The sequence below is a fragment of the Photorhabdus machadonis genome (genome assembly GCF_052657765.1).
This window is the reverse complement of sequence record NZ_CP199761.1, coordinates 4,969,803-4,983,078: the sequence shown is the minus strand read 5'-3', so window position 1 is coordinate 4,983,078 and position 13,276 is coordinate 4,969,803. Positions and strand designations below refer to the sequence as shown.

The following is a 13,276-nucleotide window of genomic DNA, read 5'->3' as shown; positions in this document are numbered from 1 at the left end:
GTCTCTTGAATACATTGAGCCTGATGGGTGGGTTTAGGTATGTCAGTGAAAATAAGAAGATTATGAGTGAAATTATCTACGGTATTCATGCCGTTAAAGCTTTACTGGAGCGCGATCCTCTGCGTTTTATGGAAGTTTATGTACTGAAAGGGCGCGAAGACCGCCGTCTGACACCACTGATTAATGAACTGGAAAATATCGGGGTGACGATCCAACTGGCAAATCGTCAGTGGTTGGATAATCAAACGGAAGGGGCTGTGCATCAGGGGATTATTGCTAAAGTGAAGCCAGGCCGTCAGTATCAGGAAAACGATCTGTCGGATTTGCTGGCACAAATAGAAACCCCTTTCTTGCTGGTGCTTGATGGTGTGACAGATCCACATAATCTGGGGGCTTGCCTGCGCAGTGCAGATGCAGCAGGTGTACATGCTGTCATTGTGCCCCGTGACCGTTCCGCCCAGCTTAATGCGACTGCGAAGAAAGTGGCATGTGGAGCCGCAGAAAGCGTACCGCTTATTCGTGTCACCAACCTTGCCCGTACTTTGCGTTTGTTACAGGAACACAATATTTGGGTGGTGGGTACAGCAGGAGAAGCCGACCATACGCTACATCAGAGCAAACTAACCGGCCCTATGGCGCTGGTGATGGGGGCTGAAGGGGAAGGTATGCGTCGTCTGACCCGCGAACACTGTGATGAATTGATGAGTATTCCAATGGCGGGTTCGGTCTCATCCCTGAACGTGTCTGTTGCCACGGGTATTTGCCTGTTTGAAGCAGTGCGTCAGCGGAGTTCGCAGTAACCCATAACATAAAGCGTTACCCGCTCCTTGAGTTTTTTATGTGGGGCGGGTATAGTTACGCGTCAAATTTTTCAGCCGCACTTAAACAAGTTCCTTGCCTCCACGGGCCGCGGTTGACCCTGACAGGAGGCTGAATAATCCGTAAGGAGCAATTCTAATGCGTCATTACGAAATCGTTTTTATGGTCCATCCTGACCAAAGCGAACAGGTTCCGGGCATGATCGAGCGTTACAGTGCGACTATCGCTAACGCGCAAGGTCAGATTCATCGTCTGGAAGACTGGGGCCGCCGTCAACTGGCTTATCCAATCAACAAACTGCACAAAGCTCATTACGTTCTGCTGAACGTTGAAGCACCGCAGGAAGCGATTGATGAGCTGGAAACTAACTTCCGCTTCAACGATGCCGTTATCCGCAGCATGATTATGCGCGTTAAGCACGCGGTAACTGAAGCATCTCCAATGGTTAAAGCCAAAGATGAGCGTCGCAGCCGCGATTACTCTATGGAAGACGCCGGCGTTGATGCTGAGGAAGCTGGGGATTCTGAAGAGTAATCACTGTGACAACTAATCGTTTGGTGCTTTCTGGCACAGTGTGCAAAGCCCCCATTCGAAAAGTCAGTCCTGCCGGTATTCCTCATTGCCAGTTTGTACTTGAGCATCGCTCACAGCAGCAGGAAGCCGGTCTGAGCAGGCAAGCATGGTGCAGAATGCCCGTTATTGCCAGCGGACAATTGTTACACGTTTTAACTCACAGTATAACGGTCGGCAGTCGATTAACCGTTTCAGGATTCATTAGTTGCCATCAAGGTCGCAATGGTCTTAACAAACTGGTTCTTCATGCCGAGCAGATTGAATTGATAGATTCTGGAGACTAGCCTAATGGCACGTTATTTCCGTCGTCGCAAGTTCTGCCGTTTCACCGCGGAAGGCGTTCAAGAGATTGATTATAAAGACATCGCTACGCTGAAAAACTACATCACCGAGAGTGGTAAAATTGTACCAAGCCGTATTACTGGCACCCGTGCAAAATACCAGCGTCAGCTCGCTCGTGCTATCAAGCGCGCGCGCTACCTGTCTTTGTTGCCTTACACTGATCGTCATCAGTAATTGGCACAGTCCATTAACGACTCTGAGAGGATAAGGTAATGCAAATTATTCTGCTTGATAAAGTAGCAAACCTGGGTAGCCTGGGTGATCAAGTTAACGTTAAACCGGGTTATGCCCGTAACTACTTAGTACCACAGGGTAAAGCTGTTCCTGCGACTAAGAAAAACATCGAATTCTTCGAAGCTCGCCGCGCTGAACTGGAAGCCAAACTGGCTGACGTTCTGGCAGCAGCGCAAGCTCGTGCTGAGAAAATCAGCGCACTGGGTTCCGTTACTATCGCTTCTAAAGCGGGTGATGAAGGTAAACTGTTCGGTTCTATCGGTACTCGCGATATTGCTGATGCAGTGATTGCCGCAGGTGTTGAAGTATCTAAAAGTGAAGTTCGTCTGCCTAATGGTGTTCTGCGTACTATTGGTGAACATGAAGTTAACTTCCAGGTACACAGCGACGTATTCGCGAAATTGAACGTTAACATTGTTGCTGAAGCTTAATCTCTGATTAACTGATGCTAACAAGTAAAAAACGCTGGCAATGCCAGCGTTTTTTATTGTTTCAACTCACTATTATCTCATTAGTTTATAAAGTTTCCGCAGGTAATTTATATTAAGCTGAATATTAATCTAATTTATTTTCCATTTGTTGTCTTTATTTTTAATTTATAGCGGTATGATTTCTCTTGCATATTTTCCTATAACTTTATCTTTTGGTTTTTTATGGTAAAAATGTAAATAATTGTCATGTTATAATCTAGGAGTGATTGATTTTATGCTCTTTATTATCTAATAATATGGCATTGTTAATCCGATTGTAATGGGCGATCTTTTATCGGATATTCTGACTTATTTTCTCATAAGTCTGGTTAATTACAGATATTATTATTTCATGATAATTTAATAATTTAATAATTTAATAATTTAATAATTTAATAATTTAATAATTTAATAATTTAATAATTTAATAATTTAATAATTTAATAATTTAATAATTTAATGATTTGTTTATAATGGTAATTTATTTCGTCTGATTTTATATAAAAATAGGGGGTAAATTAACGATGTATATTCTTATTGTTAAATGGTAATATCGAAAATTTATATGGGATTTTCTTTATATAACTGTCAGAGTTGACAGTAGACTTTCAGGTGTAAATTTATAATTATCAGTTGTGTTGATTAATCATTGTGTGAGAACACACACAGATGGGCTTGTTTTTAATAGGAATCAAATTATTTCTAAGAGTTATTTATAAAATAAATAATTTCATCAATGGATTAATAGATATATTAGATATAAAAGTACTTTATTTGTTAATAAAAATACCTTGTTATCACTGTATGTTCTTCACATTGACCCAAAAATGAGAGATAAAACGGATATGAAGCTAGGTAAAAATATATTACAAACTATAGGTAATACCCCTGTGGTTATGTTAGGTGGAAAATATACTAAAGGTGTTAATGTTTTTCTTAAAATGGAGAATATTAACCCCGGTGGGAGTATTAAAGACCGTATTGCCGTCGCCATGCTGGAAAAGGCGGAAGCCCAGGGAGAATTGAGACCAGGAATGGTGGTTATTGAGCCATCATCGGGTAATACTGCGATTGGTTTGGCAATGGCGTGTGCTGTTAAAGGTTACCGATTTATTGCTGTTTTAGACCGCATGGTGCCGGTAGCGAAACGCGATAAAATCAGAGCATTTGGCGCTGAAATTATTTTTCTGCCAGAGTTTGAAGCCGGAGTGGATACGGTTAAATATCGTATTGATTTAACCAAAGAGATCATAAAAGCCTATCCGAATGCGTTCAGTCCTATGCAATTTGAAAACCAGGTTAATCCTGATGAACATTATCATTCTACAGGGCGTGAGTTGTATGAAACTTTTGGCGATAATTTAACGGCTTGTTTTTCTACGGCAGGAAGTTGTGGAACCCTTACTGGGATTTCTCGTTATTTGAAAGAAAAAAATCCACAAATACGAATTTATGGTGTTGAACCTGTTGGATCAATTATTTTCGGTGGTGAGCCAGGAAAATATCTGGTACAGGGAGCGGGGTTGGCATTCATACCGACTATTCTCGATCGCAGCAACATCGATTTTACGTTGAAAGTTGCAGATATTGATGCATTCCGTATGGCAAGAAAATTGGCCAGAAATGAAGGTATTCTGATTGGTGGGACGGGAGCCTGTGCGGTGAGTGCTGCATTAGATCATCTGGACGATTTTAAACCTGGAGATAATATTGTTGTCATTATTCCTGATAGTGGAGAACGTTACATCGATACGATTTATAACAATACCTGGCTATTTGAAAATAATTTCTCGGAACTCATTGAAGAAAGTATGACTGAATCTGGGTTAGAAGAAATTATCACAAGCATGGGGTGCACACTAAATGAATTCTGATAGTGTTTTGGTGATTTACTATAATCGCCGCTACAATCCTCTTATAATAAGGAATCTTAAATCTAAATATAAAGAGGTTATTGCTCTTTATATTGATGAAGGACAAGTAAGAGACATTGAAGATATTGAGTTGGAGTGCATGGTTGCGGGTGCTGATAAGTTTATTTATAAAGATTATCGAACGCAATATGCTGAAAATTTTCTTTCAAAAGCAATAAAAGCCAACGCTATTTATCAACATGGTTATTTTCTCAGTGCGGCACTGTCCCGACCTGCAATTGCTGAAGCTGCCGTTGAGGTAGCCAATTCACTTAATATTAATTATATTGCACATCAATTCAGAGGTAATGATCAAGTCAGAATGGATATGAATATAGGCCTTCTGGATAAAATACCTATTGCTTCGTTGAGAGATTTTAAATACGATGAAAATAGCGTAAATAATTATGCTACCCAATATGGTATTCCTCAAGAATTTGGTTGTAATAATCCCTATTCTACCAGTGAAAATATATGGGGATTCAGTATCGAATGCGGGCCGTTGGAAGAGCCAGAAACATTGCTGCCTGACGATGTCAAAGAGAAATTATTTGAGCATGCATTCTCTGCTACTGAACCAATATTTCTGTCATTAGGTTTTGAGAATGGAATCCCTGTATCACTGGATGGTGAAAATAAATCATTAAATGAAATTATTGAAGTGTTAAATAAAATTGGTAAGAAGCTATCGATTGGCATTTTCGATATTGTTGAAGATGGTATTGTGGGTTTGAAAACGCGTGCAATTTATCAATCTCCTGCTGCACATATCTTAATTACCGCTCATCGTGATTTGGAACTCTACTGTAGTAATCGTAATGAAAACTGGTTTAAAGAAATCGTTGATAAAAAATGGGCTGAATTGGTTTATTCCGGTATTTGGCATGATCCATTATTAACGCATTTAAACCACTTTATTAATAGTATGAATCAGAATGTCAATGGCGAGGTCAAACTTGAATTAGGTTATAAATATGTCAATGTTTGCTCTCGTGCTTCAAAAAACAGCATTTATGATCATAATTTGGCGATATATAACTGTGGACATTTATATAGTCAAAATGATGTGGAAGGATTTGCAAAGATATTTAATATTCATACTAATCAAAGTGTTAAATCAAAAATGAGGAAAATATAATGATTAATGAATTATTAATGTGTAAACCGGATTTTTACGATATTGAATATGTTATTAATGATTGGATGGATCCTAATAATAAAGTTAATAAAAAATTAGCACAACAGCAGTGGGACTTTCTTTATGAACGACTGATCGAACGAGGTATTAGTATTCGCACTATCGATCCTGTTAATGGTTTGCCTGATATGACTTTTTCAGGAGATTGTGGCATGGTGCATAATAATAAGTTTCTTGCCAGTAATTTCCGGCACGCTGAACGTCAGGGAGAAAGTCAGTATTATATAGATTATCTGGAAGAGCTGGGTTATGAGATACATCGTGTTGATGAAGATATCTATTTTGAAGGGCTTGGAGATGTTATCTATTGGGGTCATGACATCATATTTGGTTATGGTCCTCGCTCAGATAAAGAAGCAATAAATACAATTCAGAAAGTATATCCAGAGCTTAAAGTTAAAGGCGAACTGCATATTCAGGACAATACTTTCTTCCATGTGGCTCTGGCATTTTCATTTATTGACAAAGATACTGTTATTTATTATCCGGAAGCATTTACTAAGGAAAGTCAAGATTATATTTCTGAAACATTTGAACGAAGGATCTCTATATCAGAGCATGATGCTAAAGAGTTATTTTCTTGTAATAATATTCCAGTAGGGAAAGATATTCTAATGCATGATTGTTCTATTGAGGTTGAACGCCAATTAAATAATTATGGTTATAATGTCGTCAAGTGTGATATGGGTGAGTTCTTAAAGAGCGGTGGTAGTTTACGCTGCCTGGTATTAAAAATAAATTAACCATAATGAGAGGGTGATAAGCCATGTATATATTAGGTTTAAATTCTGTTTACCATGAATCAGCCGTTTGTTTATTAAAAAATGGTGAAACTATTTTTGCCATTGAAGAAGAACGGTTAAATAGACGGAAACATGGGAAACCGGCAAATGTCGATAATTCTGATGAGCTGCCATTGGCTTCAATTGAAGCTGCATTAGATTTTGCTGGCATTAAGTTGGAAGACGTGAGTCATATAGGATTTTCTATTGATCCGATAGAACGAAGAAAGTCAGTTTTTATTGATGAAATCAAGGATGAGGGAAGTTGGGGAAGCGTATCGGGTGAATCAGTTTTCTATCGTAAAACGACTTCAGTACCAGAAATTTTGCAGTCGATGGGATTTCGTGGTCAGTTCCATTGGGTACCTCATCATACAGCTCATGCGGCATCTGCTTATTTTGTTTCGTCATTTGATAAAGCGCTAACGTTATCGCTTGATGGTATCGGAGAGGATAATACCGCTGGCGTCTATCTGGGCGATGGCAATAGCATTGAGAAAATTAAAACGATTGAATATCCTAATTCAATCGGGTTTATGTGGGAGAAATTAGCGGAATTCTTGGGTTTCTCAGTATACGATGCATGCAAAGTAATGGGAATGTCTGCCTATGGAACGCCTGAAAGCTTTATGCCGGCATTCCAACAATTAGTTAAGATTCATGAGAAAGGGGAGTTTACTATCGATAACACCATTCTCAATTTCCGTGGTAAAGATTTTGCTAAACTGGAATCTTTATTTGGCATTGAGAAAAGGGTTCCTGGTGGAGAAGTTGCACAGGAATATTATGATATTGCCGCCTCTCTTCAGGAAATAACTGATGAGATAGTGTTGAATATGGCTCGTTATCATTTACAGGAAACGGCAACGAATAAGCTTTGCCTTGCTGGTGGCGTGGCATTAAATTGCATAACAAATAAGCGGTTGTATGAAGAGTTGGATATTAAAGATATTTTTGTACAACCTGCCGCGCATGATGCGGGTACTGCTACGGGAGCCGCGTTATTTATTTGGCATCAGATTCTTGGAAATGAGCAACGCTATCCTCTGCCTCACACTTATTGGGGGCTTGAATATAGTGACGATGATTACCAGCGTAGTTTGAGCGCTCATGGTTTAGATTGGACATATGAAGAAAATATTCATGAGGTCGTCGCGGGCTTGCTGGCTGAAAATAATGTGATCGGTTGGTTCCAGGGGAGGATGGAATTTGGGCCGCGGGCACTGGGTAATCGTAGTTTGCTGGCAGATCCGAGAAATAAAGATATCCGGGATTTAATGAATCGTAAAATTAAGCATCGTGAAATGTTCAGGCCATTTGCGCCGAGTGTATTGCGTCAGCATGTCGCTGATTGGTTCCATGTTCGGAAAGAATTACCTGAAGCTGCAAAATATATGCTGTTGGCGATGGATGCTAAGGTCGATCAAGCATCGCAAATTCCAGCTGTCATTCACGCAGATGGTACTGCCAGAGTTCAGGTTGTAGATAGTGAATCAAATTCAGGTTATGCTCGGTTAATTGAGGAATTTTATCTGAAAACAGGTGTTCCTTTGTTGCTGAATACCTCTTATAACGACAGTGAACCGATCGTTTGTTCACCTGAGGATGCTATTAAAACTTTCATGAAAACAAATATTGATTATTTAGTTTTGGGGAATTATTTGATTAAATCGATTCATTAAATTTTGTGTAGTAAAAGTCTATCCCAGTAGGCGTAATTGATGAAATCAATTTGAGTATTGCCCAAACTCAAGTTCATAAATAAAATAGCCTAATGGGATAGACAATAAGGTTGAGGTAATACTAATGATACACAGGATCATACTGGCTCGGTTTTTTTCTGTTTTTTCAGAGGCATTTGTTATGTTTGCTGTGCCTGTATTAGTGTATACCTCAACTAATAGTGCTTCACTTTCATCTTTTGCTTTTGGGCTTGAACGGTTATTTCGAGTCATTTCACTTCCTATTTCTGGCTGGATGGGTGACAGGATGCATACATTAGTTATGTTATTCCTGAGTGATATCCTACGTTCATTGGTTTGTTTATTCCTTTTTATTTTTTCATTTATATATTCTGACAATAATATCGTATATGTCATTATTCCTCTCTCATGTGTTTTATCCTTTTTTAGTGGAGCGGGATATGTCAACCTTGAAAGTTTTGTTTCTAAAAACATTAATGCAATAGAGTTACCTTCTGTTAACTCTCGTTTGCAATTTGTTGAACAGTTTACCTATATTGCAGCCCCGGTGGTTGTGGGTGTGCTGGTTTATAAATTCAGCGTTTATGCCGTATTTGCATTTGCTTTTTTTCCTTTCCTGATTAGCAGTTTCATATGGTTTCAGCTACAAAGGAAAAATCAGATTGCAGAGCATGTTAATAGAGAAGGTTATAATCTGCCTGCGATATTTAAATTCCTGATGGGAAACCCGTCGCTGCTACGGGTTATTAGCCTGACATTTCTGATGAATGTGATGCAAGGGGCTATCTTGTCAACGGCTGTTTATGTTATCACCCGTATTTTTTCACAACCGGAAGAGGGGTATGCCCGGCTTTTGGCTTATGCAGGGGTGGTGAACTGTTGTGTATTTTTTGTTGCGCCGAAATTGTGCCGTATCTTTGATGTGCGTATCGTTGGTGTGACGGCTTTTCTTATTGCGTTATGTGGTCTGACATTATTCGCTACCGGTCCGTTATTCGTTATTTATACATTGGGTTTCTTGCTGGTCATTGGTTCGGAAGGTTGTTTCAATCTTTTTTCCCGCTCTTACCGGGCAAGCCTTATTCCGAAGAAGAATTTTTCTCAGTATCTCGGTGTTGTGCTTGTTTTGAATCAGATAGCGACACCTTTAACCAGTTTCATTTGTGCTAATTTACTGAACTATTTTTCCTACAATAGTATCTATTTGATATTCTCTGTATTTGTTTTATTGATGTTCGTCATTATTAATCCTTATCGTTCGCTTAAATTAAATTTGCATAATAGTTAATAATGGAGAAAATATGAGTTCGAAAAAATACTTGTTAGTACTTGATTATCTTCCGGCAAGACTGAATGAAATCGTTAATATTCGTGATTATATCCAGTATAATTATTCCCTTGAATTAGTTATTATTAGTGATATGTTGTCCGGTGAAGAGCAAAATATCACCCCATTTGTCTATCATATACCTGTACGGACAGAAAATTATGTTGATAGAGTAATAGGTGCTCTTTCTGAACTCGATATGACATGTGCCGGTATTCTTCCCTTTATGGATGCAGTGTCCGGGCATGCTGCTGTTATAGCGAATAAACTGAATGTTTATGGTGATGATCCTGAATTAAGTTTCGCGGGTATTGAGAAATCTCAGTTCCGTCAACAAGAAACCCGTATATTGCCACTGCTTGCGGCCCAACATATTAAAACCCCTAGATACAGTTTAATTAATGATATTAATGAACTGGAAGAGTTTTATGATTCTGTTCCGTATGGTGTAGTTATTAAACCTAATTGTGGCCGGGCAAATTTCGGGGTAGTGGCGATTAAAGATAGGCATAAAATCCCAACTGCTTTTGCTCAATCTGTTGCACAGTCTGGCGGCAAGCCAATTCTTGCAGAAGAACTTATTACTTTCGATACAGAATATTCTTACGATGGTATTGGTTGTATGGCTTTTTTAACGCAAAAAGTCTCTCAGAAAGGTGAATATCCTGTTGAAATAGGGCAAATAGTTCCCGCGCAATGTGATGGAAGGAATGCGATTGCATTACATAAAGCAGGGCAAGCAATTAACCTGATTTCAGGGCAGACTCTCGGCGCATTCCATAATGAGATTAAGCAAGATAGTAAAACGGGAGAAACCTTCCTAGTTGAAACTAACCGTAGACCAGCAGGTATGCGTATTTGGGATATGGCTAATTGGGTATATGGTATAAGTTTGCAGGAAATTTGGGTTGATCACTTAGTTAAAGGATTTAGTGATCGAATAATATTACCCGAAGCGAAGGGTAGAGCATTTTTGATTAATTTGCTGGCGGGTAAAGACGGGAAAATTAATGATAAATTTAGTAAGATAGAAGTAAATAAATTGTTGTTAGTATCTATTGATCATATTATGGTGAAATTACATTATGAAATTATTTCAATAAATATTAATTTGGAGCGAAATTCACTGGTTTATGAAGTGCCGAAGAGTAATAATGATTTTTGTGGTTATGTTTGTGTGCATGTTAATGATGAACATATCAAATGTGAATCCCTGATGAATGAAATTAATGATGCTTGGAGAAATATTTTGGAAAATTATATTTTATAATTTCATATAATTAGAGCCTCATTTTGGCTCTAATTATTATATGATCAGGTTATATGCTATTGCTTTAGCAACAGCAGCGACTTTATTGGGAACAACTAATTTCTCCATAACATTATTAATATGAAAATTGACTGTTCTTGTTGAAATTTCCAGTATATTGGCTATTTCAGCAGAGGTTTTTCCTTCACAAGTCCATCTTATTACTTCGACTTCTCTCGTGGATAGTGTCGGAACAATTATTTTATCCTTTTTATTTTTTAATTTATTGAATGTTTCCACGCATTCATTTGCCAATATGCCTAACATACCTGCTTTATTAAGTATCTCATTGTGAGAAATGGCACCTTCTTTTCTGGCGACTGAAAAAATTGATCTTTCTCCATGAGAGCCTTTGATTTTAATTGAAAGACTATTTTGAATTTCATCTATTTTTGACTTTTTAATCATAAAGTCAGTATCTTTTGATATTTTTTCATTGCAAATTGAAGGAATGGAAAAAGTATAATCACCATTCATTAGTTGGTCACTATCGTGATTATTGTTTTGATTATAATTGTTTGCTGTTTCTATGTTTAAATTGGTTATTAGAACATATTTCTTTGTTGTGAATGGATATTTTTCTTCCTGATAAATTGAGTAGAATTCAAAATCCAGATAATTTATCGCGTTTAATAATTTACTTTCTAACTCTAGCATGGTTTTGGATTTTTGAATTTCTGATAAAATCTCATTAAATGACGTATTCATAAGATTTTCCTCATTATATAATATTAGATGTAAAATTAATTTTATATCAATAATATTTTATTAATATAATCAATTGGAAGTAAAAATATTTTAAAAGAATTTGTTTGTATTATAACCTTTAAGAAATAAATATGCCACTTAGAGTTATATCGATTATCGAGTCTTATATATTTCGGCGAGACGTATCCTCCGGTGAATATCTTCGGTTTACCCTGCTACATAGCACTGTTATGCTTGCAGTCCTAATTTAATTTGATCACAGGTATTTTCATGGCAAAACTTTCTTTTGACTCTATCGAAGCACAAGCAAGTTATGGGGTTGGCTTACAAGTCGGTCAGCAATTACTGGAATCTGGTCTGCAAGGTCTGGAGCCTGAAGCATTGCTGGCAGGATTATGTGATGCGCTGGAAAGTCATTCTCCGGCGGTGCCGGTTGATATACTGCATCGTGCTTTACGTGAGATGCATGAGCGTGCAGACGGTGTGCGTCATGAACGCCAGCAGGCTATGGTAGAAGAGGGTCAGAAGTTTCTGGCAGAAAATGCTCAGCGTGATGGGATCAGTACGACAGAATCTGGTTTACAGTTCTCTGTACTAAAACAGGGTGATGGCGCAATTCCGGCCCGTACTGACCGGGTTCGTGTTCACTATACTGGTTGCCTGATTGATGGCACTGTATTTGACAGTTCAGTACAGCGTGGCGAACCTGCCGAATTCCCTGTGAATGGTGTGATTGCCGGATGGATCGAAGCATTAACCCTGATGCCTGTCGGTTCTAAATGGAAACTTTATATCCCATATGATTTGGCTTATGGTGAGCGTGGTGCCGGCGCATCGATTCCTCCATATAGCACACTGATTTTCGAAGTGGAATTACTGGATATTCTATAATTTTATCCAGAAATATGATTAAAAATAGCCGGTATATCCGGCTGTTTTTGTTTTGGTGATGGCAATAAAATTCTTACAATTCCGGCAGAAGATCGATTGATAATATAGTCTAAAATGATAACAGATAACTAACCGTAGAGGTGTATGATGCTAGAACAAGTCTGCCAACTGGCCCGGGAAGCTGGCGTGGCTATTATGGCAATTTATCAGGATGGACATCCCCTGAAAGTTGATCATAAACAGGATGATTCACCGGTTACTATTGCTGATATTGCGGCCCATAAAATAATTAAAGCCGGATTATCCCGTATCGCACCGGAAATTCCATTGTTGTCGGAAGAAGAACCGCCAGCCTGGGAGGAGAGGCGTGATTGGAAGCGCTATTGGTTAGTTGATCCGCTGGATGGAACCAAGGAATTTATTAATCGTAACGGTGAATTCACGGTTAATATTGCTCTGATTGATGAGGGCATTCCTGTGATGGGGGCGGTGTACGCGCCTGTACAGGATACGCTTTATTTCGGGCAAGGACGGCAGGCATGGAAAAAAACCTGTGGTGGTCAATGTTTGCCGATTAAAATTCGTGATGCTAATCCCCCAATGGTGGTAGTCAGCCGCTCTCATATGGATACAGAATTGGAGGATTATCTCAGTCAGTTAGGCGAACATCAGACGGTTTCTGTGGGTTCTTCATTAAAGTTCTGCCTAGTGGCCGAAGGAAAGGCGCAACTTTATCCCCGTTTTGGACCAACGCATGTCTGGGATACCGCCGCAGGCCATGCTGTGGCAATTGCGGCCGGTGCTCATGTAACAAACTGGAAAGGCCAGACTCTGGATTATACGCCTCGTGAATCATTCCTGAATCCGGGATTTAGAGTGACGATTTTTTAGCAAATAACGTCAGCTTTGCTTAAGGGCAGTAATTTCAGAATCACGTAAATTCAAGCCCGGCTTTTTTGGTTGGAAGGTATATACCAATAGATTTCAAGTTGCAGCGCGGCGGCAAG

14 protein-coding genes are annotated in these 13,276 nt (G+C 38.8%); 13 read left to right on the top strand and 1 reads right to left on the bottom strand.

From position 1 onward, the window contains the following. The first annotated feature begins 62 nt into the window (after positions 1 to 62). The 11 genes from rlmB (at position 63) to ACUN2T_RS23900 (ending at position 10,631) form a co-directional block, all read left to right on the top strand. Positions 63 to 800, top strand: a complete 738-nt coding sequence (gene rlmB / locus ACUN2T_RS23950) for a 23S rRNA (guanosine(2251)-2'-O)-methyltransferase RlmB (RefSeq protein WP_445495387.1) — start codon at positions 63 to 65, stop codon at positions 798 to 800. 157 nt (positions 801 to 957) lie between these two features. Then, positions 958 to 1,353 carry a 30S ribosomal protein S6 gene (gene rpsF, locus ACUN2T_RS23945; RefSeq protein WP_445375817.1) on the top strand — a complete coding sequence of 132 codons (396 nt, stop codon included), beginning with the start codon at positions 958 to 960 and terminating at the stop codon, positions 1,351 to 1,353. 5 nt (positions 1,354 to 1,358) lie between these two features. Then, complete coding sequence (priB, locus tag ACUN2T_RS23940) at positions 1,359 to 1,676, top strand: primosomal replication protein N (RefSeq protein ID WP_445495386.1); 318 nt, start codon at positions 1,359 to 1,361, stop codon at positions 1,674 to 1,676. Positions 1,677 to 1,680: 4 nt separating this feature from the next. Continuing rightward, the gene (gene rpsR / locus ACUN2T_RS23935; protein WP_000135199.1) at positions 1,681 to 1,908 is read left to right on the top strand and encodes a 30S ribosomal protein S18; all 228 of its coding nucleotides are present in this window, start codon (positions 1,681 to 1,683) and stop codon (positions 1,906 to 1,908) included. Between the two features lie 38 nt (positions 1,909 to 1,946). Then, on the top strand, positions 1,947 to 2,399 hold the full coding sequence (gene rplI, locus ACUN2T_RS23930; RefSeq protein WP_445495385.1) for a 50S ribosomal protein L9: 453 nt from the start codon (positions 1,947 to 1,949) through the stop codon (positions 2,397 to 2,399). Positions 2,400 to 3,265: 866 nt separating this feature from the next. After that, entirely contained in the window at positions 3,266 to 4,312 is a 1,047-nt protein-coding gene (locus ACUN2T_RS23925; protein ID WP_445495384.1) for a PLP-dependent cysteine synthase family protein, read from the top strand. Then, on the top strand, positions 4,302 to 5,489 hold the full coding sequence (gene argG, locus ACUN2T_RS23920) for an argininosuccinate synthase (protein ID WP_445495382.1): 1,188 nt from the start codon (positions 4,302 to 4,304) through the stop codon (positions 5,487 to 5,489). The genes ACUN2T_RS23925 and argG overlap by 11 nt, the downstream gene beginning before the upstream one ends. Next, positions 5,489 to 6,292 (top strand): dimethylarginine dimethylaminohydrolase family protein, encoded by an 804-nt coding sequence (locus ACUN2T_RS23915; RefSeq protein ID WP_445495380.1) that lies wholly within the window; start codon positions 5,489 to 5,491, stop codon positions 6,290 to 6,292. The genes argG and ACUN2T_RS23915 overlap by 1 nt, the downstream gene beginning before the upstream one ends. Positions 6,293 to 6,315: 23 nt before the next feature. Further along, on the top strand, positions 6,316 to 8,013 hold the full coding sequence (locus ACUN2T_RS23910) for a carbamoyltransferase family protein (protein WP_445495379.1): 1,698 nt from the start codon (positions 6,316 to 6,318) through the stop codon (positions 8,011 to 8,013). A 181-nt stretch (positions 8,014 to 8,194) separates the two neighbouring features. Next, a complete protein-coding gene (locus tag ACUN2T_RS23905; RefSeq protein WP_445495377.1) occupies positions 8,195 to 9,322 on the top strand; it encodes an MFS transporter in 1,128 nt (375 codons plus the stop codon). A 13-nt stretch (positions 9,323 to 9,335) separates the two neighbouring features. Then, positions 9,336 to 10,631 (top strand): ATP-grasp domain-containing protein, encoded by a 1,296-nt coding sequence (locus ACUN2T_RS23900; RefSeq protein WP_445495375.1) that lies wholly within the window; start codon positions 9,336 to 9,338, stop codon positions 10,629 to 10,631. Between the two features lie 36 nt (positions 10,632 to 10,667). Here the strand turns inward: ACUN2T_RS23900 and ACUN2T_RS23895 are convergent, their stop codons facing one another. Further along, complete coding sequence (locus ACUN2T_RS23895; RefSeq protein WP_445495374.1) at positions 10,668 to 11,378, bottom strand: helix-turn-helix domain-containing protein; 711 nt, start codon at positions 11,376 to 11,378, stop codon at positions 10,668 to 10,670. A 270-nt stretch (positions 11,379 to 11,648) separates the two neighbouring features. On the opposite strand from ACUN2T_RS23895, the gene ACUN2T_RS23890 reads away from it, so the two are divergent. Beyond that, on the top strand, positions 11,649 to 12,269 hold the full coding sequence (locus ACUN2T_RS23890) for a peptidylprolyl isomerase (RefSeq protein WP_445495373.1): 621 nt from the start codon (positions 11,649 to 11,651) through the stop codon (positions 12,267 to 12,269). Between the two features lie 147 nt (positions 12,270 to 12,416). After that, positions 12,417 to 13,160 carry a 3'(2'),5'-bisphosphate nucleotidase CysQ gene (gene cysQ / locus ACUN2T_RS23885; protein WP_445497970.1) on the top strand — a complete coding sequence of 248 codons (744 nt, stop codon included), beginning with the start codon at positions 12,417 to 12,419 and terminating at the stop codon, positions 13,158 to 13,160. Positions 13,161 to 13,276 lie beyond the last annotated feature (116 nt).